The sequence below is a fragment of the Saccharothrix sp. NRRL B-16314 genome (genome assembly GCF_000716595.1).
Classification (GTDB): domain Bacteria; phylum Actinomycetota; class Actinomycetes; order Mycobacteriales; family Pseudonocardiaceae; genus Actinosynnema.
The window spans coordinates 159219-180500 of the sequence record NZ_JNXC01000009.1 but is presented as its reverse complement, the minus strand read 5'-3'; the positions used below and the strand labels follow the sequence as shown (position 1 = coordinate 180500).

The following is a 21282-nucleotide window of genomic DNA, read 5'->3' as shown; positions in this document are numbered from 1 at the left end:
CCGAAATCTACACGTAAGGAGTCGTCGGCAGCGTCAGATGTGTATAAGAGACAGGCTGAAGACGGTCGGGAAGCACGCCGGACCACCAGACACCAACCACCTGGGCACGCTTGGCTGCGCACGCACAGTTGGGCGGCACCAGGCCACCCTGTCCATCAGGCACGGCACCACCGGGCCACCGGGCCAACGGGCGGCTTGGGCTCGGCCGGGCTTGGGCTCGGCCGGGCTTGGGCTCGGCCGGGCTTGGGCTCGGCCGGGCTTGGGCTCGGCCGGGCTTGGGGCCCGGTCGGGCTCAGGCGGTCCCGCCGATGCACCGCTTGCACCGCTGCACCGTCCCACCGCCTGACCGGCGGGCACACAGCGTCACCAACGGCGGGACGTGGGGCCTCTTCGGCCGCGTGACGACCAGCAGGCCTGGTGCCAGTGGCGGCGGTCTTCTACGGAGCCGTAGTCGGCGGCGGGCCAGGCGACTACGTGGGCCGTGCCTGGGCGGATCTCGTGGTCGCAACCCGGGCAGCGGTAGGTCTTGGTGGTGGCGGCACCGGAGACGGTGCGCACCAGCCACTCGCCGTCCGGGCCGTCCTCCGAGCGCGCCCAGCCATGCCCACCGATCGGTGACGGCTGTTCGGGGCGGTGCGGGCGGTTACGGCGGGGCACGGGGAGGCAGGGTATCCGGGCTTGCCGTGGGTGATCGCCTACGGTCCACGGGGTGAGCAAGTGGCAAAGGGTCATATTAACCCTGCTATTGATCGTCGAGATGGCCGTAACGCTCCTGCCGATGGTGCGTGGGCTGCTGATCGACCCGCCGACGGGGGCGGACTTCCCGCCTGGTGGTCGGGTCCGACCGACGATCCACGAAGACGACGTGCCGGTCGGGCAACCGGTCGGGCTCCGGCAGGGCGTGCTGCTCGGCACGACGATGATGATGCTGGTCACAGCAGCGTCCGCACTGGCGCCGGTGTGGCTGCGGCCGAAGGCGCGGACGTGGGTGGCGACGTTCACCGGCACCCACGTGGCCGCTGTGGGACTGGGGTGGGTGCACGACCTGCCGTTGCTGACCCTGCTCGCGGCGGTGTCCGCTGTTGGGGTGCCCTTGCTGGTGCTCGTGCCGCGACGGCGGGGAGAATGAGGGACGTGCCCACCTACGAGTTCCGTTGCAAGGCGTGCGGGTCGACCTTCGACGTGAAGCGGTCGATGAGCGAAGCCTCCGCCCCCGCGCCGTGCCCGAACGGCCACGACGACACCGTGAAGCTGCTGTCCATGGTCGGCCTCGGTGGCAAGGCCAACGCACCCGCCGGCGGCGGTAACGGTGGCGGCGGGTGCTGCGGCGGCGGCTGCTGCGGCTGACCCGAGCCATCCCGCGGACCCACGGACCCAAGGCCGCATCAGGCCTGTCCGAGCTGTCGGGCCAACCGCCTCACAGCCACGGTTGGGTGCGGTAGGCGGCGGCTCGCTGTTATAAGTCCCGCGGTCGCTCAGCCCTGCTCGAGGTGTGGCGTGTGGGTATGACGTGTCGTCGGTCGGCTCGACGATCGTCGGCGACAAGCTTGGGTGCGGGGCACCCGCGTGATCAGGGAGTGGGCTCCTTGGCCAACAGCGCCTCGGCCACCTTCTTGCCCTGGTCGCAGATGGCGCCGAACCGGGCCGACCCGTCGATCACGATGATGCCGATGCCACCACCCGCGTAATCCATCACCAGCACGCAGGACGGCTGCACCGACGTGTCCGTGGTCCGGTCGAAGTACTTCACCTTCCGGTCCGCCAAGTCGAACTCGCCGTTGCTCTGCTCCAGCGTGATCGCCTTCCCCTCGCGGAACCTGAGCGTCACGCCCACGTCCAGCGAGTCGACCGACGTCTGCCACTTGCACGACTGGTCGAACGACGTGTCGTACCCCGTGTCGGTGGGCTTAGCACCCTTGTCCGGCACGTCGTAGGGCAAGTCCTTCCACCCGATCAACGCGCAGATGTCCCCCACCGCCGACGGCTCGCCCGAAGGCGACGGCTTGGTGGACGACTTGCCGGACCCCGTCGGCGTGGGTTTCGTCGAGGTGAACGGTGGGTCCACGTCGAGCACCTGTTCCGCCACCGGGGTCCCGTTGACCGTGTACGCGCAAGCGCTCGTCAGACCGAACGCCACCACCAGGAGCGAGATCACCACACGCCGCATGGTGCCCACGATGCCAAACGCCAATTCACGTCACTCCATCAGGCCGCGTAACCGACCGCCAGACTGACTCAAGCCGACCGCCAAGCCCACTCAGAGCGACCGCTAGACCGACCCCAGACCGACCGCCAGGCCGACCCAAGCCGAACCGCCAAGCGGACCCAGGCCGACCCGCCAGGCCGACCCAGGCGAACCCAAGCCGAACCGCCGGGCCGACTCAGGCGGAATGCCGGGCCGAACCAGACCGATCCGCCAGGCCGAACTGTCGGGCCGAACCAGGCCGAACCGTCGGGCCGCCCCAGGCCGCCCACCGGGCAGACCCAGGCCGAACCAAACCGACCGCCAGTCCGACCTTCATCCCGAGTATCAACCCGACCCTCATCCCGAGTGTCAGACCGACTGTCAACCCGAGTAGTCGCGGAAGCCCTTGCCTGTCTTGCGGCCGAGGCGCCCGGCCGTCACCAGGTGTTCCAACAACGGCGCGGGGGCGAAGCCGGCTTCGCGGAACTCCAGGTAGAGCGTCCGCTCGATGGCCAGCGACACGTCCAGCCCCACCACGTCCAGCAGCTCGAACGGCCCCATCGGCAGCGAGCAGCCGACCTTCATCGCCTTGTCGATGTCGTCGGCCACCGCGTAGTGCGCCTCCAGCATCTTCACCGCGTCGTTCAGGTACGGGAACAGCAGCGCGTTCACGATGAACCCGGCCCGGTCGCCGCAGTGCACCGGCACCTTGCCCAAGTCCAGGCACACCCGCCGGGCGGTGGCCACGACGTCCGCCGACGTCGAGATCGTCTCCACCACCTCGACGAGCTTCATCACCTGGGCCGGGTTGAAGAAGTGCAGGCCGACGACGTCACCGGGCCGCGCGGTGGCGGCGGCGCATTCGATCACCGGCAGCGACGACGTCGTGGTCGCCAGCACGGCACCCGGCTTGCACACCTCGTCCAGCGCCTCGAACACGGCCTTCTTGACCGACAGCTCCTCGGCCACCGCCTCGACCACCAGGTCGCAGTCGGCCAGGTCCGTGAACTCGACGGCGGGCGTGACGCGGGCCAGGGCCGCGTCCCGATCAGCCGCGGAGAGCTTCCCACGCGACACGGCCTTCTCCAGCGACTTTCCGACCTTGGCCACGGCGGCGGCGGCCTTCTCCGACGACCTCGCCCGCAGCACCACGTCGTACCCGCGCTTGGCGAACACCTCGACGATGCCGGTGGCCATGGTCCCGGTGCCGATCACCCCGACCCGCTGGACCTCCCGAGCCGCCACGCCGTCCGCGGCCTCCACCGGCGTTTGCACGTCCGGCACGACCACCGGCGAGTCCGGCCCGTCGTACGTGTAGAAACCCCGCCCGCTCTTCCGACCCAGCAGACCCGCCGTGATCATCTGCTTCAGCAACGGCGCCGGGGCGTGCAGGCGATTGCGCGACTGGTGGTACATCGTGTCGAGGATTTCGTAGGCGGTGTCCAGCCCGATCAGGTCGAGCAGCGCCAACGGCCCCATCGGGTAGCCGCAGCCGTACCGCATGGCGGCGTCGAGGTCTTCCCTTGTCGCGTAACGGGATTCGTACATCCGGACCGCGTGGTTCAGGTACCCGAACAGCAGGGCGTTGGCGATGAACCCGGCCCGGTCCCCGATCACGACCGGCGCCTTGCCCAGCCCTTCGACGAACGCGACCACGTCGGTCACCACGTCCGGCTCGGTGACGACCGTCCGGATCACCTCGACCAGCTTCAACACCGGCGTGGGGTTGAAGAAGTGCATCCCGACGACCTTGCCCGGCCGTCCGGTGTGGACACCGATCTCGGTGATCGACAGCGACGACGTGTTGGACGCGAACACCGTGTCCGGGCCGCAGATCCGGTCCAGCTCGGCGAACACCTCGGCCTTGAGCTCGATCCGCTCCGGCACCGCCTCGATCACGAGGTCCGCGCCGGCCAGCGCGTCCAGCGACGTGGCGTACGAGATGCGCGCCAGCGTGGCGTCCCGGTCGGCCGAAGTCAGCTTCCCGCCCGCCACGGCGCGGTCCGTCGAGTGGGTCAGGTGACCGCGACCGCGGTCCAGGGCGGTCTCGTCCACGTCCACCGCCACGACAGTGACGCCGGTCCGGGCGAGGACTTCGGCGATACCGGCGCCCATCGTGCCGAGACCGACGATGCCGACCGTGTTGAACTGGCGCGTCACTGTTTACCTCCCACTCAGCGGAGTGGCTACCGGACGGTAACTTGCCGCGACTATCCCACGGTCGTCACGCGTCGTTCGCGTGAGCTTCACCATCGGTATCGTGCAAGTAATCGGTCCAGGGACGTCCCCACCAGCTCATTCGTCGAATTGGCGCTCCGCGAGGTCCTCCACCCGCCGCACGGCCTCCGCCGCATCGGCACCACTCGCGACGACCTTGATCCGCGCACCACCGGGCGCGCCCAACCCCATCAACGCCAACACGCTCTTGGCGTCCGCCTCCTCGTCCCCGAACCGCACCACCACCGCGGCGTCCAACGGGGCCAACGCCCGCGCCACCAACGCCGCCGGCCGGGCGTGCAGCCCGACGGAGTTCGTCAGCGAGACCTCCGCCCGCACGACATCCCCACCCACTTCGGCCGATCCCGAAGCAGCAGACCCATCAGCCGGAGCAGACCCACCGGCCGGAGACCCACCAGCCGTAGACCCTCCAGCCGAAACAGCAGCCGCGGCCACCTCGGACAGCCCCGCCCCGCCCTCCGCCCGAACGGCGGCGGCCACCGCGCCCTCGACCAACGGCGCGTCCACGACGACCACCGACCCGGCCGCCTCCTCAGCCGCCATGTCGGCCACCATCTTCGCGCTGCCGAGGTCGAACAACACCACCACGCCCGCACCCGAGTCAGCCTGGGAAATGGCCTCGCCGACCGCCTCGTAGTCGGTGCCCAACCCACCCGACCCGTCCCCGCCAGACGGCACGATCCTGACGGAGGGCGCCATCTGCCCGGCCAGCTCGGCCACGCCCAACGCCAACTGCCGGCTGTGCGACACCACCACCAGCCCGATCACCACGCACGTCCGGCGAACGTCCGCAGCAGCAACGACGTCGAGCGCGCCCCCGGATCGAGGTGACCGGCGCTGCGCTCACCCAGGTACGACGCACGCCCCTTGCGGGCCACCAGCGGCACGGTCGAATCGGCTCCCAGCTCCGCCGCGTCGGCCGCCGCCGACAACACCTCGGCCACCCCGCCCCCGTTGGCCGCCACGGACTCCGCAGCCGCCACCGCGGGTGTGAGGGCGTCCACCATCGTCTTGTCCCCCACCTCCGCCTTGCCCCGCGCCACGACGCCGTCAAGAGCGGCCCGCAACGCCGCCGCCACAACAGGACCGTCCATCGAGGCAACGTCACCGACCGACGTGGCCGCGCGCAGGAACGCGGTCCCGTACAACGGTCCGGCCGCGCCGCCCACCGTGGAGATCAGGGTCGTCGCCACCAACCTCAGCACCCCGCCCGGCGACGCGGGCACCTGACCGTCCAGTTTGGACACCAACGCGGTGAACCCGCGGGCCATGTTCTCGCCGTGGTCGCCGTCGCCGATCGCCCGGTCCAACCGCAGCAGCTCGTCCCGGTGCTCGACCACGACCGCGGCCACCGCCCGCATCGCCTCCGCGACGGACTCCGCCGTGCAGTCCATCAGACACCCCACCGCAGCGCCGGGGTGTGCACGGGCGCGTCCCACAGCTCGACCATCTCGTCGTCCAGCTTCAGCAGCGTCAGGCTCATGCCCTGCATCTCCAGGCTGGTGATGTAAGGCCCGACCAACCGCCGCTCCACCGTGATCCCCCGCTCCGCGAGAAGCCGTTCCGCGATCCCGTGCGCCAGGTACAACTCGATCAGCGGCGTCCCGCCCATCCCGTTGGTGAACAGCAGGACCCGGTCACCGTCGCCGAACGGCAGGTCTTCCAGGATCGGGTCGAGCAGCGCGGTCACCAGCTCCTCGGCGGACCCCACCTTCACCCGTTGACGGCCGGGCTCGCCGTGGATGCCGATCCCCAGCTCCATCTCGTCGTCGGCGAGCGTGAACGACGGTTCTCCCGCGTGCGGCACGGTGCACGCCTCCAGCGCCAACCCCATCGACCGGACCTGCGCGACCACTCGCCGCGCCAACGCCTCGCAGCCGTCGAGGTCGACCCCGCGCTCGGCCGCGGCACCGACGATCTTCTCCAGCAGGACGGTCCCGCCCACACCGCGCCGACCGGCCGTGAAGAGCGAGTCCTTGACCGCGACGTCGTCGTCGATCACGACCGTCCGGACGTCCACCCCGTCGGCGGCGGCCAGCTCGGCGGCGGTCTCGAAGTTCAGCACGTCACCGGTGTAGTTCTTCACGACCAGCAACGCCCCCGCGCCGCCGTCGGTGCGGGTCACGGCCGCCGCGACCTGGTCCGGCGTGGGCGACGTGAACACAGCGCCGGGGCAGGCCGCGTCGAGCATCCCCCGCCCGACGAACCCACCGTGCAACGGCTCGTGCCCCGACCCGCCACCGGAGATCAGGGCGACCTTGCGCGGCACCGGGGCGTCCGCCCGGACCACCACCGCCGGGTCGTACTGGACCTCCAGGAGGTCCGCGTGCGCGAGCGCCATCCCGCGCAACGCGTCCACCACCACTGTCGCCGGATCGTTGATGATCTTCTTCACGGTGACCTCCCGATCGACGCTGATCACCCCATTACTACTCCACCGGAAGCGGCCCGGAAAGCGGGAGCTACGGTGAGGCTGCCCTAAGAACAGCAGGTCAGTGACCTGGAGTAGCAGAGGAAACCCCCAGAGTGGCAATCACCAGGATCGCGGCCCTGCTCGTCGCCGCACTCACCCTCGCCGCGTGCGGCCAGACCGAGACGCCCGCCGACAAGCCCGCAGTGGCCCAGGGCGGCGCGGAGTTCGGCCAGGCCGGGCAGAAGAGCTCCGGCTTCGGCACCGACGCCCAACCGGGCCGGTTCCCCCGCACGATCAAGCACGCGATGGGTGAGACGGTCATCGAGAAACGCCCCGAACGGGTGATCGTCCTCGACGGCGGCGAGCTCGACAACGTGGTCGCGCTGGGCATCAAGCCGGTCGGCGTCGCCTACCCCGACGGCGCGCCCACGATGCCGACCTACGTCGGCGACAAGGCGGGCACCCCCGAGAACGTCGGCGGCATCACCAGCCTCAACCTGGAAACGATCGCCAAGCTCCAGCCGGACCTGATCATCGGCTCGCAGCTGCGCGCCGAGCAGCAGTACCCGAAGCTGTCCGAGATCGCCCCGACCGTCTTCGCCGTCCGCCCGGGTTACACCTGGAAGGAGAACTTCCGCCTCAACGCGGCGGCGCTGGACCGCGTGGCCGAGGCCGAGAAGCTCATCGGCGACTACGAGGCGCACGCCAAGCGGGTCGGCGAGGACGTCGAGCGCAAGGCGGGCAAGCGCCCCACCGTCACCATGCTCCGCTTCATGCCGGGCAAGACGAGGCTCTACGCCAAGAAGTCGTTCATCGGCACCATCCTGATCGACGCGGGCATCCCGCAGCCCGCGGCGAGCCAGGCGGACGACCTCGCGGTGGAGGTCAGCTCCGAGCAGATCAGCCAGGCCGACGGCGACTGGATCCTCATCGGCACCTACGGCGACCAGACCAAGACCGCCCAGCAGCAGGTCCTCGGCGGCCCGCTCTGGCAGACCCTCGACGCCGTCAAGGCGGGCCACGCCAAGCCCGTCAGCGACGAGACCTGGTTCCTGGGTCTCGGCGTCCTGGCCGCCGAAGAGGTCCTGGGCGACCTGGAGCAGATCCTCACGACCACCTGATCCCGGTGGGCGGGACGGGGATCGCGCCCGGCCCGCCTACCGCCCGTACAGCACCCGGACCATCCGCAGCACCCGCCGGATGGTCCGGGAACCGCGCTCGTAGGTCATCGGGTTGAGCAACGCACCGAACCGCTTCCTCGTGACGGCGTGGGCGTACGTGAACTCCCGCAGCCCGTCGTCACCGTGCACCCGGCCGAACCCGGAATCCCCGACCCCGCCGAACGGCAAGCCGGGCACCGACGCGTAGGCCAGCACGGAGTTCACCGACACCATCCCGCACCGCAGCCTGCCGGCCAGCTCTTCACCCCGGTTCCGGGAGAAGACCGACGCACCCAACCCGTAGGCCAGCGAGTTGGCCTGCCGCACCGCCTCGTCCGCGTCCGCGACCCGGTTGATCACCAACGTCGGCCCGAACGTCTCCTCCACCGCCGCCTTGGCGTCGGCCGGGACGTCCACCAGCACCACCGGCTCGACGTACGGCGCCCGGATCGACTCCAGCCCGCCGACGACCGCCCGCGCACCGCGCTCCAACGCGTCCTCGACGTGCGACTGGATGATCCCCACCTGCGCCGGCATGGTGATCGGCCCGAAGTCGGCGTTCGCCTGCCCACCCGGCTTCAGCTTCGACGCCTTCTCCGTCACCAACCGAACGAACTCGTCGTACACCGCGTCGGCCACGTACACCCGCTCGACCCCGGCGCAGGTCTGCCCGGCGTTGAAGATGCCACCCCACACCGCGCCGTCGGCCGCCGCCGTCACGTCGGCGTCCTCGGCCACGATCATCGGGTCCTTGCCGCCGCACTCCAGCAAGACCGGCGTCAACGACGCGGCGCAAGCCGCCATGACCTTCTTGCCGGTCGGCGTGGACCCGGTGAACGCCAGCTTGTCGACGCCGGAAGCGCACAACGCCGCACCCGTGGCGCCGAACCCGGTCACGGCCTGGAACACCGGGAACTCGGGCACGACTTCCCCGAACGTGGACGCCAGGAAGACGCCGACCCCCGGCGTGAACTCGGACGGCTTGAACACCACCGCGTTACCGGCGGCCAACGCGTAGGCGATCGAGCCCATGGGCGTGAACGCCGGGTAGTTCCACGGCCCGATCACCCCGACCACACCCAGCGGCCGGTACTCCAGGGACGCCGCGTGGTTGTACATGAGCATGCCGGGCGAGACCTTGCGCTTGCCCAGCACCTTGCCCGCGCGCCTGGCCGCCCAGTGCAGGTGGTCGATGAGCAGCGCCAACTCGGTCCGCGCGTCGTCCGCGGACTTGCCGGTCTCCGCGCTGATCAACACCTGGAACTCGTCCAGCCGTTTGACCAGCAGCTTCCGCCAGGCGTCCAGCCTGGTCCGCCGCCCGTCGAAGCCCAGCTCCGACCAGAACTCGGACGCCTCGCGCGCCAGCCGCACGGCCTCGCGGACGTCGTCCTCCGACGCCACGGGGTGCCGGCCGACGACTTCACCGGTGCGGGGGTCGAGCGACGCGAACTCCCGCCCCTCGTCCTCGGCCCGCGCCGGAGTGGTAGGAGCGGTCTGCGTCATCGGGCCCTCCAAGCACGTGCACGAACGCGGGTGTTACTCGACAGTAACGGGCAACTCCGGGCGGTGTCAGCCCCCATCGTCGAGCCCACACCACCCGCCACCGACCCGTCAACGCCCCAATCAGGCCTTCGGGATCTTCGCCACCAAGGTCTTGGCGAACGCGACCGCGGTGGCGCACCGGTCGAACTGCGACTCCTTCGGCCCGGCGGACTTCACCTCGACCACCTCGCCCTCGTTCTCCTCACCGACGAGCTGCACCCACTTGACCTCGCACGACGGGAACGCCGTGACGCTGTCCACCTGGTAGCCGGTCACCCCGCCACCCAGGTCGACCTCCACCTGCTTGTCGTCGAAGTCGCGGTCGCGCGGGACGAACGTGGCGCGGAAGTCCACCGTCAGCTCGCGGTCGTCACCCACCCACGAGCAGTTGTGCAGGCCGTACGGGTACACGCGGCGGTCGGCGCCCGCCGCCGCCTCGATCGCCGCCGGGTCGGGCAGGGTGCACGGCTCCAGCGTGATCAGCGAGCCCTTGACCGGCGTCCGGGTCGGCGCGTCTTGCCTGATCCGCTTGACCACCGACTCCGCGACCACCCGTCCGGGCGCGCAGGCGTCGCCGTCCTCGTAGCCGATCTGCACGGTGATGCCCAGGCCCGGCTTCTCCTGGGTGATCACCGAGACGAAGCAGGCGCTGTTCTCCAGCGTCTGCTCGTAGCTGCGCAGGCCGGCGAGCTGCTTGTCGGCGTTCTTCAGCTCGGACGTCATGGTCTGCCCGAGTTCGACGGTGACCGCGAGGTCCTTGTCCGCCTTGTCCTTCATGAAGTTCGAGCACCTGCTGAACCCGCTGCCGGACCGCTCGCCGGGCGTGCCGAACTGCTTCAGCACCTCCTCGTCCAGCAGTTCGCAGGGGTCGATCAGGCGCATCTTGTCCGGCGCGAACGCCGGTTCGACCGCTTCCCCGTCGGGCGCCGGCGTGCTGCGGGTCGTCCCGGTCGGGTCGGACACGTTCTCCGCGTTCGCCGGGATGGTGGTGCGCGGGAACCTCTGCTTGGCCAGATCCGTCCCGGCGCAGCCGGCCAGGAGGAGGATCGCGCTGAGGACGGCGACGAGACGGTGCACGACGTGCACGGTAGCGACCGACTGCGCCATTCGGGGCGGGAACCCTGTGTTCGCCCTCACGGCGGCGTTCGGGAACGATTCAGAACATCGACGCGCTGAACCTGGTGAACCCGATGGAACCGACGTCGGTGGAACCGACGAGAGGAGCAACGCATGCGCACCCGCATCCGACGCGCCGTCCAGTGGCTCGACACCTGGACCGTCGAGGCGTTCAACCCGGTCTACCCCGGGCGCTGAGCCCCCGACTCGTTCACCCGGTCCCCGGACCGGCAGTGCCCGGCCCACCGGTGGCCGGACCCACGGTGCCCGGTCCGCCAGGGCCAGGACCCACCGTGCCCGGCCCACCGGGGTCGGGCACGATCACCGGCCGCAACGCGGCCCACCCGGCGAACAGCGCCGACAGCACGACCATCCCCACCCCGGACCACAGGTTGATGTTGAGCCCGTCCGCCTTCGCCAGGTCGGCCTCCTCGGTGAACCCGAGACCGACCACCAGCAGCACCACCCCGAAGATGGCGAAGAGCATCGCGATCACCAGCCGCAGGTCGAACAGACCGGCCTTCTGCGCCATGACGACCTACCTCCCTCAGCCGAAGATGATGTTGAGCACGAAGGTCAGCACCAGCACGCCGATGCCCAGCAGCAGCGGCGACCGGTACCACCCGGCGTCATCGCCGGTGGTGGAGTGCACCCGGTCCGACTTGGGCGTCAGGCTGTAGACCAGCCCGACCAGCCGTTCCTCCGGCACCGGCCGGGTGAACGACGTCACGACCACGCTGACCACGATGTCGACCACGAACGCCACCCCCGCGCCGAGGAAGCTGGCACCCTGGCCCGGCAGGTCGAGCACGCCCGTCTCCGCCAGCACGAACACCCCGACCGCCGCGATCGTGCCCGCGACCAGACCGGACCAACCTGCCGCCGCCGACATCCGCTTCCAGAACATGGCCAGGATGAACGTGGCGAACAGCGGCGCGTTGAAGAACGAGAACAGCGCCTGGATGTAGTCCATGATGTTGCCGTAGCCGGCCGCCAGGAAGGCGGTGCCGATGGCGACCACCGTGCCGCCGATCGTGGCCAGCCGGCCGACCCGGAGGTAGTACTCGTCCGGGCGGTCCTTGCGGACGTAGTCCTGCCACAGGTCGTACGTGAACACGGTGTTGAAGCTGGACACGTTCGCCGCGACACCCGCCATGAACGACGCCATCAGACCCGTGATCGCGACGCCCAGCATGCCGTTCGGCAGCAGGTCGCCGATCAGCGCGGGCAGCGCGTTGTTGTAGGTGACCCCGCCCGAGTCGTCGCCCGCCTTGAGCGCCACCATCTCCGGCACGACCAGTGCCGCGATGATGCCCGGGATGATGATCACGAACGGGATCAGCATCTTGGGGTAGGCGCCGATGATCGGCGTGCGCCGGGCAGCCGACATGCTCTTGGCCGACAGCGCGCGCTGCACCTCCGCGAAGTTCGTCGTCCAATAGCCGAACGACAGCACGAACCCCAGGCCGAAGACGATGCCGATGACGCTCAGCACCGGGTTCTGGATGCCGGTCAGCTCCGTCGCCGGCCACGCGGACAGCTGCTCGGCACCGCCCGGACCGCCGGTCACCCGTGCCACCAGGCCGTCCCAGCCGCCGACCTTGTGCAGGCCGACGATGGTCAGCGGCAGCAGCGCGGCGACGATCACGAAGAACTGGAGCACCTCGTTGTAGATCGCCGCCGACAGGCCGCCGAGGGCCGTGTAGGTGAGCACGATCGCCGCCGCGATGACCACGGACAGCGGGATCGGCCAGCCGAGCATGAGGTTCAGCAGGAACGCCAGCGCGTACAGGTTGACGCCCGCGATCAGCACCTGGGCGGCGGCGAAGCTGATCGCGTTGACCAGGTGCGCGCCCTTGCCGAAGCGGCGGCGCAGGAACTCGGGGACGCTGCGGACCTTGGAGCCGTAGTAGAACGGCATCATCACCAGGCCGAGGAAGACCATGGCCGGGATCGCGCCGATCCAGTAGTAGTGCACGGTCGCCATGCCGTACTGCGCGCCGTTGGCCGCCATGCCGAGCAGTTCGATCGCGCCGAGGTTGGCGGAGATGAACGCCAGGCCCGTCACCCACGCGGGCAGCGAACGGCCGGAGAGCAGGAAGTCCAGGCTCGACGAGACCGATCTGCGGGCCAGGAAGCCGATGCCGAGCACGAACACGAAGTAGATCGCCAACAGGGTGTAGTCCAACGGACCGGCGTCGAGCCTGAGATCCGCCTGGGCCAGCACGGGCACCTTCGCCCACCTCCCCGATCAACCGCCGTCTCCGACACCGTCGAACACCATCGATCACTACCGCACAGCCGATCATGCCGACGGTAATGCACCTCGCCACGACCCGCCGGATTGAACTACCCACCGCTAAACCTCGCGCGGAGGCGGCGGGTGGGCGGCGCTAACGGGTGAGGACGAACGGCGTCTCGGCGTAGACCGGCCCGGAGGTCGCGCCGATGGTGAACTGGGTGCCCGGGGCGGAATCGCCGAACGAGTCGGGCACGCGGACCGTGATCCCGGCGAAGCCGCCGGCGGCGTCCGCCGTGGTCTCGCCGACCAGGCGGCCGTGGAAGGTGAACAGGACCCGCCCGTGCGCCGGATAACCCGCGCCGCTGATCCGGACGTCCCCGCCGGCGTGACCGGCGAGCGGCTGGGCCGCGAGACGTGCGGCCGGAGGAGCGGCGGAAGTGGAGCTGTACACCGCGACGGCGGGCAGCGGAACGGGATCGCCCCCGGCGCCGCCGGTCAACGCCGGGGAGCAGCCCGCCAGGGCCAGGGCGACGAGCAGGACCAGTGCACCGGGTCTTCGCACCGCGCCTCCAGGGCCGGTCGACGGGGAAGTCAGCGTATATCGCCGAATCCGCCCTGCCACGCGGCCGAACGGGCCCCACCGGTCCGCACTTCCGCGGACCGGTGGGAGCCGCGCTCAGAACGGCCAGACCGCGTTCCGGCCGCTCTCGAGCAGCGGGATCATCCGGAACGCCTCGTCGGTCAGCCCGCCGAACGCGTGCCGGTCACGTCCGCCGCTCGGCGCGTGGCCGTGCCGGTAGCCGGCCAGGTTCCACGTGTACATCGGCACGTGCTCGGGCAACGCCCGGTGCACGTCACCCTCGGAGGACTGCTCGTCGGTCAGGATCACCACGCGGTCGTGACCGGCGAAGTGCCGGCGCAGCGCACCGGCCGTGTCGGTCCCGCCGCCGAGGAAGTAGCCGTCGGTCTTCCAGCGGTCGACCGACCGCAGCAACGACTCCCCGCCCTTGACGGGGAACACCATCGTCCGCGGACCGGGCGGGTCGCTGGAGTAGTACTGCGCGGAGCTGAACGACACCACGTCGGCCTCCGCGCACCGGGAACCGAGGGCGATGCCGAACACCGCCGCCGCGTCCCAGCGCATCAGCGAACCGTCCCTGCTGAACGACGCCTGCATGGAGCTGGACGTGTCCACCAGGATCAGCGTCCGGCCGTCCAGTGCGGGCACGTTGGCGAGCGACCGGGTGATGGCCTGCTCCAGCGCCCAAGCCCACCGCAGCGACGGCGCCGCCCGGTACGCCGACAGGAACCGCATCGGCAACTGGCGGGACCGCGCCACCTGCGCCGGGTCCGCCAGCCGCGCCGCGACCTCGGCGGCCACCTCGTCGGAGACACCCGCCTCGTCGAGGTTGCGCAGGTTGCGCAACTGGGCCATGTACCCCATGGACGGGACCAGTGCCTCCCACACCTCGGCGGTCAGCGGGCCTTGCAGCCAGCCGGCGGCCGACTCCCACGTCATGCCCGCGTTCCGCAGGGTCGACGTGACCGTGTCCCGGTCCTGCCCGAACAACGCGCGCCGCTGCTCCACCGGCCACGCCATCAGGTCCGCGCGTGCGCGCAGCACGTCCAGCGACGCGGGCACGGACGAAGAATTGTCGTAACGGCGATCGAGGACGTGGGTGAACAGGTCACCCTGCTTGTCGTCGACCGGCGTCGGGTGCACGAGGTTGAGCACGTCGCCGAAGCGGAAGCCGCGGGCCACCGAATCCCACTTCACCGACGCCCGCTCGTCGTACAGCCGCCGCACCGCGTCCGCCACGCCGCGCTTGACCGGCTTCGGCAGCGTCCGGCCGTGGTGCGAGGTCCAGCAGGCGATGAACTCCCCCGGCTCGTCGGCACGCTGGAGCACCGAGTCCACGACCTGCCGGGACATGCCCTGCTCACCGGCGTCCAAGCGGGCCTTGACGAAGTGCGCCGCACCGACCAGGGACGCCGAGCGCATGTTCGCCGTGCCGCGCAGCCACGCCAGGAACCTGGCCGTCCAGTCGGGATCGGCGATGGTCACGGCGCGCACGAGCTCGGCGTAGCGGTCGTCCCGCTTGTCGGAGGTCTCGTAGAAGGTGTTCTCGCCGACCATGTTCGTGACCGCGAGCAGGAAGAGCTCCGACTTCGGGTCGCGCGCGTATCCGGCGCCGCCCTCGTGGGTCAGCCCGCTCGGAACGGACTCGGAGACGACGGGGCTGGACACCAGCGGGCGGACATGGGAGGAGTTGAACTTGCTCATCGCTCGGCCTCGACTTCTTGAGGGAGCGACGACAGCCCCACACGTGCCCGAGATCGAAGTCGGCGAAGGAACGATGGTGTCCTGGGCCGCTGGACGACACCGGCCATGGGCCGGTGACGGGATTCGAACCCGCGTCACCCCTTTGAGAGAGGAAGTAGCCCTCGCCTGCGCACCGGGCACGTGTGAAGTTGTGGGCTCCCGAGATCAAACCTGGCCCGCGGGGGAATTCTTGTGAGGAAGTATCCGCAGGACATCGCACCGGGAGTGCGTGGCCGAGCCTAGTGCGTGCCGGTCCAGGATCAACCGGGTTTTCCGAGCACCGGGTTCCAGAGCAGCGGGGTTCTCAGAACAGCCGGAACTCGTCGGACTCGATGCCGCGCAGCACGTCGTAGTCCAGCACGACGCAGCGGATGCCGCGGTCCTCGGCCAGCGTGCGCGCCTGCGGCTTGATCTGCTGCGCCGCGAACACGCCCTTCACCGGCGCGAGCAGCGGGTCCCGGTTGAGCAGTTCCAGGTACCTGGTCAGCTGTTCCACGCCGTCGATCTCGCCACGCCGCTTGATCTCCACCGCGACCGAACCGCCGGACGCGTCCCGGCACATCAGGTCGACCGGGCCGATCGGGGTCGGGAACTCGCGGCGGACCAGGGTCCAGCCCTCGCCGAGCGTGGTGACGTGCTCGGCCAGCAACTTCTGGAGGTCGGACTCCACACCGTCCTTGACCAGGCCGGGCTCGGGGCCGAGCTCGTGCTTGGAGTCGTGCATGACCTCGGCCAGCGTGATGATCAGCTTCTCGCCCGCCTTGTTCTGCACCACCCACATGTCCGGGTCCTCGATCAGCCAGCACGGCGGGCTCATCCAGTTCAGCGGCTTGTACGCGCGGTCGTCCGAGTGGATCGACACCGAGCCGTCCGCCTTGATCAGCAGCAGCCGCTGCGCCATCGGCAGATGGGCGGTGAGGCGTCCGACGTAGTCGACCTTGCAGCGAGCGATGACGAGGCGCACGGCGGACAGGCTACGGGGTGCGGGGCCCGATCCACCGGCAGGTACCGTCGGCCGACGTGTCACCCGGTCGTCGTTGGCACAGGGAGAGTGATCGTGGAAACCCTCGGATCGCGTGAGGTGTACGCGAACCAGTGGATGGTGGTCCGTGAGGACGCCATCGGGCGCGCAGACGGGACCACCGGCATCTACGGCGTGGTGGACAAGCCGGACTTCGCACTGGTGATCCCCATGGACGGCGAGCGCCTGCGGCTCGTCGAGCAGTTCCGCTACCCGCTCGGCCTGCGGCGCTGGGAGTTCCCGCAGGGCACCGCGCCGGAACGCGCGGAACTGGACCCGGCGGCGCTGGCCGAGCGCGAGCTGCGCGAGGAGACCGGGTTGCGGGCGGGCAGGTTCGTGCAGCTGGGGGTGCTCGACGTCGCTCCCGGCATGTCGAGCCAGCGTGGCCGGGTGTTCCTGGCCACCCAGCTGACCGAGGGCTTCCACGAGCGGGAGCCGGAGGAGCAGGACATGCGCTCGGCGTGGTTCCCGCGGGGGGAGTTCGAGGCGATGGTCGCGCGGGGTGAGATCACCGACGCCCAGTCGATCGCCGCCTACACCCTGCTTCTGCTGCACGAGAACGCGCAGCCGTGAACGAGCAGGCGCCGAACGAGCAGGCGCCGGCCGCCGAGATCGTGGAGTTGACGTCCGCCGGGGTGCTGGCGTGCGCGGACGGGTTGACCGACCTGCTGGCGGACGTCGTCGAGGGCGGCGCGTCGGTCGGGTTCCTCGGCCCGCTGTCCCGCGAGGAAGCGCTCAAGTGGTGGCGTGCGCAGGCCGCGCCCGTCGCCAACGGCGCGATCGTGATGTGGGTGGCACGGGACGGTGAACGGGTGCTCGGCACCGTCCAGCTGCGGTTCGCCGCCATGCCCAACGGCGCGCACCGCGCCGAGGTGGCCAAGCTGCTGGTCCACCGTGACGCCAGGCGTGCGGGGCTGGGACGCGCGCTGCTGGACGCGGCCGAGGGCGAGGCGGTGAAGCGCGGTGTGACCCTGCTGGTCCTCGACACCGAGACCGGCTCGGGCGCCGAACCGCTCTACCGGCGGGCGGGCTGGACGGAGGTCGGCGTGATCCCCGACTACGCCACCGACCCGAGCGGCGTGCCGCGCCCGACGACCGTGTTCTACAAGCGAGTGGGCTAGCTCGCCGGAAGACGAGCTCCCCTGTCACCTTCGAGCCGGTCACCTTCAGGCCGGTCACCTTCCGCGCGGGCCGCACGTCGAGTGGGTAGACGTCCGTCTGCTCAGCGTCGCCCGGGAGGGTCCATGTCCACCGCTCACACCGTCGTCACCGTCCTCACCATCGTGGCCAACGCCGGTATCGCCGTCGCCGACTTCCGGAAAGCGGACTTCGTCCTGGCCAACTCGGCCGCGGTCGACGTGCCGCGGTCGTGGGTGCCCGCGTTGGGCGCGCTGAAGGCCGCCGGCGCCGCCGGGCTCCTCCTCGGCCTGCTCGGCGTGCCGGTCATCGGGGTGGCGGCGGCGATCGGGCTGGTGGCGTTCTTCGTCGGCGCGATCGTCGCCCACGTGCGGGCACAGGCCTTCCGCACCATGACGTTCCCCGCCGCGTACCTCGCGCTGGCCGTGGGGTGCCTGGTGCTCTAGTCGGACCACACCGGCGGGCGCTTCTCAAGGAACGACGCCATCCCCTCCTTGGCCGCCGGGGTCTGCGACGCGGCGGCCATGACCTCCACCGCGATGGCGTACGCGTCGGCTTCGGGCCGGTCCAGCTGGGCGTAGATCGTCTGCTTGCCCAACGCCTTGGCGGCCCGGCTGCCCCTGGTGGCCCGGCGCATCAGGTCGTCCACGGCGTCGTCCAGGTCGGCGAGGGGCACGACGCGGTTCACCAGGCCCCACTGCTCGGCGGTCCGCGCGTCCACGGCGTCACCGGTCAACGCCAGCTCCATCAACCGCTTGCGCCCCACGGCCCGCGCCACCGGCACCGCCGGGGTGTGGCAGAACCAGCCGCCCTTGCCGCCGGGCAGGGCGAACCCGGCTTCCTCCGCCGCCACCGCCAGGTCGCAGGACGCCACCAGCTGGCAGCCGGCCGCCGTGGCCAGGCCGTGCACCCTGGCGATCACGACCTGCGGCACGGACTCGATGGTCCGCATGAGGTCCGTGCACAGGGTGAGCAGCTCGCGCACGCCTTCCAGGTCGCGCGCCGCCACGTCGGCGAAGTCGTGACCGGCGGAGAACACCGGCCCTTCGGCCGCGAGCACCACGCCCACCGCGTCCGTGGCGGCGACCTCGCGGAACGCGGTCAGCAGCTCCGCCAGGTGCTCGGCGGACAGCGAGTTGCGCCGGGCGGCGCGGTCCATGGTGATGCGCACGACGTCACCCGTGCGATCGACGCGGATGTGCTGGTGTTCGGCCATGTTGCGACCGTAACCGGCCGTGCAACCACCTGCCCGTGGAGTGCCGTCCAAGCGGTATGAGACTTCGCCTGTTGGCGCTCGGGCTGCTGCTGGCGGGCTGCGCCGGGACGCCGTCGGCCGTGCTGCCCCTCGCCCCCGGCACGGCGACCGCGCCCGTCGACTTCCCGGTGACCGCCGTTCCGCGTCCGATCGTGCTGATCGGGCCGCCGTGGGTGCAGCTGGAGGGGGTCGGCAGCGAGGAGGAGAAGGTGGCGGCGGGCAACGGCCGGTTCACGTTCACCGGTGGGGAGCCCGCGGTTCCGGGGCTGGTGCCGGTGGAGCTGCCCGACGGCCCGGCCACGGTGCCGCTGATCGGTGTGCGTGAGGCGGTGGACGCGGTGAACGCGCTGTCCGAGGACGGGCCGCAGGGGCCGCCGTTGGAGCTGGTGAGCGCCGAGCTGGGCACGGCGGAGTTCCGGACCGACCGTGGCGGGCTGGTGTTGCCCGCGTGGCGGTTCCGGAGCTCGTTCGGGAGCGTGTGGGCGTGGCCGGCGCTGACCCCGGAGGCGTTCTGGAAGCTGGGCCAGGTCGGCTTCTCCACGCACCACGCGGCCACGTTCGACGGGGTGGAACTGGTGGTGCAGCTGCCCGACCCGGGGCCGCCGTGCCCTGGTGAGGAGCCGGCCGTCAGCGAGCCCGTGGTGACCGAGGGTGCGGCGTTCGTGACGGTCGGCCTGCGGACGACGGGTGGCGGGGCCGGCAACTGCGCCCGTGACGCGAGTTACCGGAGCAAGCCCTACACGGTGAAGCTGAAGGAGCCGTTGGGCGCACGGCTGCTGGTGGACGAGCACAACGGCGTCATCCCGGTGGCGGTGCAGTAGCCCGGTCGGTCGCGGAGGTCAGGCGGGGGCGGTCAAGGCGCGGCGGTCGGGGAACGGCAGTCAAGGCACGGCGGTCAACAGACGGCAGTCAGGGCACGGCGGTCAACAGACGGCAGTCAGGGCGCGGTAGTCAGGGACGGCGGGCAGGGACGGCGGGCAGGGCGGCGGGTGGGGATGGCCGTCAACGCGGCGGTCAGGCGGCGGCAGTCAGGCGGCGGCAGTCAAGGCACGGCAGTCAAGGCCTCGGTCAGGGGGCGGTGGGGACTCGGAAGGTGCGGCGGTAGGCGTCCGGGGTCACGCCCAGTTCGGCGCGCAGCCGGCGGCGGAGGTTGGTGGGGGTGCCCAGGCCCGAGCGCTCCGCCACGCGGTGCACCGGGAGGTCCGTCGTCTCCAAGAACCGCTGCGCCAGGCGCACTCGCTGGACCTGGAGCCACCGGCCCGGTGTGCTGCCGGTCGCGGCCAGGAAAGCGCGGTGGAAGGTGCGGTCGCTCATGCCCGCGTGCGCGGCCAGGTCGGCAACGCCGATGGGCGTTCCCAACCGCCCCACCGCCCAGTCCACTGTGGACGCGATGCCGACGCGGTCCGGTCTCGCCGGCAGGGGTGGGTCGACGTACTGGCGTTGGCCTCCCTCACGGGTCGGCGGCATCACCAGGCGACGGGCCAAGGCGGCGGCCACGTCGGCTCCGTGCGCCCGCCGGACCAGGTGCAGGCACAGGTCCACGCCGCCGACCACACCTGCCGAGGTCAAGACTTCGGCACCGTCGGTGAACAGCACATCCCGGACCACGCGCGTCCGAGGTGCGGCGTCCTCCAGCGCGTCGAGCAGCCGCCAGTGCGTCGTCGCCTCCCGACCGTCGAGCAGACCCGCCGCCGCCAGCGTGAACGCCCCCGAGCACAGCGCCGCCACCGTCCCGGAGAACGACCGCAGCGCGCGCACGACCGAAGGCGGCACCGGCGCCGACGGATCGACCCGACCGGGCACCACCACCAGGTCGCAGTCCCGCAGACCGGCCAACCCGTGCGTCGCCGGGAGGACGCCCACAGGGGCCAACGGCGTCGCCACCCGCCCCGGAGCGCACACCCGCAACGAGAACGGGCCGATCCCGCTGTCGGTCCGGTCGACGCCCCACACCTCGCTCACCACCGAGACGTCGAACATCCGACTTCCCGGCAGCACCAGGACACCGACCGTGCGCATGGCAGGAAAGTACCCCGACGTGCCGGATCTGCCACTCACACCCCGGGCCGCGACCGGCGCAGGGTTACCCGCATGACCGCTTTGATCCTGATCGACGTGCAGCGCGGCTTCGACGACCCGTACTGGGGCAAGCGCAACAACCCCGACGCGGAGGCCAACATCGCCCGCCTCCTCGACTCCTGGACCGGCCCGCTGGTGTTCGTCCGGCACGACTCGACCACCCCGGACTCACCGCTGCGCCCCGGCCAGGACGGCAACCGGTTCAAGCCGGAGCTCGACCGGGCCGAACCCGACCTGGTGTTCGCGAAGAGCGTCAACTCCGCGTTCCACGGCGAGGTCGACCTGCACGCGTGGCTGGGAGCCCGGCAGATCACCGACGTCGTGCTCGCCGGCGTCCAGACGAACATGTGCGTGGAGACGACCGCCCGGGTCGGCGGCAACCTCGGCTACCGGGTGCGGGTCGTCCTCGACGCCACGTTCACGTTCGACCTGGAGGACCTGACCGCCGACCAGCTCACCCGGGCCACCGCCGCCAACCTGCGCGGCGGTGGCTTCGCCGGGATCGTGTCCACCGACGACGTCGTCCGGACGCCGCGAACCCGCGTGCCGCGAACCTAGCCGCGTGCGCCTG

23 protein-coding genes and 1 tRNA gene are annotated in these 21282 nt (G+C 70.9%); 8 read left to right on the top strand and 16 right to left on the bottom strand.

Features of this window, described 5'->3' with window-relative positions:
* Positions 1-363: 363 nt before the first annotated feature.
* Complete coding sequence (locus tag OQ02_RS45785; RefSeq protein ID WP_081915715.1) at positions 364-657, bottom strand: hypothetical protein; 294 nt, start codon at positions 655-657, stop codon at positions 364-366.
* Positions 658-757: 100 nt separating this feature from the next.
* Between OQ02_RS45785 and OQ02_RS17180 the strand changes: the two genes are divergently transcribed.
* Both OQ02_RS17180 and OQ02_RS17175 read left to right on the top strand, forming a co-directional pair.
* A complete protein-coding gene (locus tag OQ02_RS17180) occupies positions 758-1129 on the top strand; it encodes a hypothetical protein (RefSeq protein WP_156077102.1) in 372 nt (123 codons plus the stop codon).
* Between the two features lie 5 nt (positions 1130-1134).
* Positions 1135-1347: an FmdB family zinc ribbon protein gene (locus tag OQ02_RS17175; RefSeq protein WP_033439483.1), complete on the top strand. Its 213-nt coding sequence runs from the start codon at positions 1135-1137 to the stop codon at positions 1345-1347.
* Between the two features lie 223 nt (positions 1348-1570).
* On the opposite strand, the gene OQ02_RS17170 is transcribed toward OQ02_RS17175, so the two are convergent.
* From OQ02_RS17170 to dhaK, 5 genes are all read right to left on the bottom strand, one after another.
* A complete protein-coding gene (locus OQ02_RS17170) occupies positions 1571-2167 on the bottom strand; it encodes a DUF3558 family protein (protein ID WP_033439482.1) in 597 nt (198 codons plus the stop codon).
* Positions 2168-2566: 399 nt separating this feature from the next.
* On the bottom strand, positions 2567-4345 hold the full coding sequence (locus OQ02_RS17165; protein WP_033439435.1) for a 3-hydroxyacyl-CoA dehydrogenase family protein: 1779 nt from the start codon (positions 4343-4345) through the stop codon (positions 2567-2569).
* Between the two features lie 135 nt (positions 4346-4480).
* Positions 4481-5194, bottom strand: coding sequence for a dihydroxyacetone kinase phosphoryl donor subunit DhaM (dhaM, locus tag OQ02_RS17160; RefSeq protein ID WP_033439434.1), 714 nt, complete (start codon positions 5192-5194; stop codon positions 4481-4483).
* On the bottom strand, positions 5188-5817 hold the full coding sequence (gene dhaL / locus OQ02_RS17155) for a dihydroxyacetone kinase subunit DhaL (RefSeq protein WP_033439433.1): 630 nt from the start codon (positions 5815-5817) through the stop codon (positions 5188-5190). Before dhaL ends, dhaM begins: the two co-directional genes overlap by 7 nt.
* Positions 5817-6818, bottom strand: coding sequence for a dihydroxyacetone kinase subunit DhaK (gene dhaK, locus OQ02_RS17150; protein WP_033439481.1), 1002 nt, complete (start codon positions 6816-6818; stop codon positions 5817-5819). Before dhaK ends, dhaL begins: the two co-directional genes overlap by 1 nt.
* A 131-nt stretch (positions 6819-6949) precedes the next feature.
* Between dhaK and OQ02_RS17145 the strand changes: the two genes are divergently transcribed.
* On the top strand, positions 6950-7957 hold the full coding sequence (locus tag OQ02_RS17145; RefSeq protein ID WP_033439432.1) for an ABC transporter substrate-binding protein: 1008 nt from the start codon (positions 6950-6952) through the stop codon (positions 7955-7957).
* 36 nt (positions 7958-7993) lie between these two features.
* Here the strand turns inward: OQ02_RS17145 and OQ02_RS17140 are convergent, their stop codons facing one another.
* The 8 genes from OQ02_RS17140 to nucS all read right to left on the bottom strand — a co-directional run bounded on the left by OQ02_RS17140 (position 7994) and on the right by nucS (position 16183).
* A complete protein-coding gene (locus tag OQ02_RS17140; protein ID WP_033439431.1) occupies positions 7994-9499 on the bottom strand; it encodes an aldehyde dehydrogenase family protein in 1506 nt (501 codons plus the stop codon).
* 120 nt (positions 9500-9619) lie between these two features.
* On the bottom strand, positions 9620-10615 hold the full coding sequence (locus tag OQ02_RS17135; RefSeq protein WP_156077101.1) for a hypothetical protein: 996 nt from the start codon (positions 10613-10615) through the stop codon (positions 9620-9622).
* A 250-nt stretch (positions 10616-10865) separates the two neighbouring features.
* Positions 10866-11186: a hypothetical protein gene (locus OQ02_RS17130; protein ID WP_156077100.1), complete on the bottom strand. Its 321-nt coding sequence runs from the start codon at positions 11184-11186 to the stop codon at positions 10866-10868.
* Between the two features lie 15 nt (positions 11187-11201).
* Positions 11202-12887 (bottom strand): sodium:solute symporter family protein, encoded by a 1686-nt coding sequence (locus OQ02_RS17125; protein ID WP_033439429.1) that lies wholly within the window; start codon positions 12885-12887, stop codon positions 11202-11204.
* A gap of 160 nt (positions 12888-13047) precedes the next feature.
* Positions 13048-13458: a hypothetical protein gene (locus OQ02_RS17120; RefSeq protein WP_033439428.1), complete on the bottom strand. Its 411-nt coding sequence runs from the start codon at positions 13456-13458 to the stop codon at positions 13048-13050.
* Between the two features lie 114 nt (positions 13459-13572).
* Positions 13573-15180, bottom strand: coding sequence for a TROVE domain-containing protein (locus tag OQ02_RS17115; RefSeq protein ID WP_033439427.1), 1608 nt, complete (start codon positions 15178-15180; stop codon positions 13573-13575).
* A 106-nt stretch (positions 15181-15286) separates the two neighbouring features.
* Positions 15287-15356, bottom strand: a tRNA-OTHER gene (locus OQ02_RS43825).
* A 167-nt stretch (positions 15357-15523) separates the two neighbouring features.
* Positions 15524-16183 (bottom strand): endonuclease NucS, encoded by a 660-nt coding sequence (gene nucS / locus OQ02_RS17110; protein ID WP_033439426.1) that lies wholly within the window; start codon positions 16181-16183, stop codon positions 15524-15526.
* Between the two features lie 93 nt (positions 16184-16276).
* Between nucS and OQ02_RS17105 the strand changes: the two genes are divergently transcribed.
* The 3 genes from OQ02_RS17105 (at position 16277) to OQ02_RS17095 (ending at position 17823) form a co-directional block, all read left to right on the top strand.
* Entirely contained in the window at positions 16277-16813 is a 537-nt protein-coding gene (locus OQ02_RS17105; RefSeq protein WP_033439479.1) for an NUDIX domain-containing protein, read from the top strand.
* On the top strand, positions 16810-17361 hold the full coding sequence (locus OQ02_RS17100; RefSeq protein WP_231500077.1) for a GNAT family N-acetyltransferase: 552 nt from the start codon (positions 16810-16812) through the stop codon (positions 17359-17361). Before OQ02_RS17105 ends, OQ02_RS17100 begins: the two co-directional genes overlap by 4 nt.
* A gap of 123 nt (positions 17362-17484) precedes the next feature.
* Entirely contained in the window at positions 17485-17823 is a 339-nt protein-coding gene (locus OQ02_RS17095; protein ID WP_033439425.1) for a DoxX family protein, read from the top strand.
* Here the strand turns inward: OQ02_RS17095 and OQ02_RS17090 are convergent.
* Positions 17820-18593 (bottom strand): enoyl-CoA hydratase-related protein, encoded by a 774-nt coding sequence (locus OQ02_RS17090; RefSeq protein ID WP_033439424.1) that lies wholly within the window; start codon positions 18591-18593, stop codon positions 17820-17822. The genes OQ02_RS17095 and OQ02_RS17090 overlap by 4 nt on opposite strands.
* A gap of 56 nt (positions 18594-18649) precedes the next feature.
* Here OQ02_RS17090 and OQ02_RS17085 point away from each other — a divergent pair, with 56 nt between their 5' ends.
* The gene (locus tag OQ02_RS17085; protein WP_081915714.1) at positions 18650-19453 is read left to right on the top strand and encodes a hypothetical protein; all 804 of its coding nucleotides are present in this window, start codon (positions 18650-18652) and stop codon (positions 19451-19453) included.
* Between the two features lie 247 nt (positions 19454-19700).
* Here OQ02_RS17085 and OQ02_RS17080 read toward each other — a convergent pair whose 3' ends face one another.
* On the bottom strand, positions 19701-20651 hold the full coding sequence (locus tag OQ02_RS17080; RefSeq protein WP_033439422.1) for a GlxA family transcriptional regulator: 951 nt from the start codon (positions 20649-20651) through the stop codon (positions 19701-19703).
* Positions 20652-20723: 72 nt separating this feature from the next.
* Between OQ02_RS17080 and OQ02_RS17075 the strand changes: the two genes are divergently transcribed.
* Positions 20724-21269, top strand: a complete 546-nt coding sequence (locus tag OQ02_RS17075) for a cysteine hydrolase family protein (RefSeq protein WP_033439421.1) — start codon at positions 20724-20726, stop codon at positions 21267-21269.
* Positions 21270-21282: the final 13 nt, after the last annotated feature.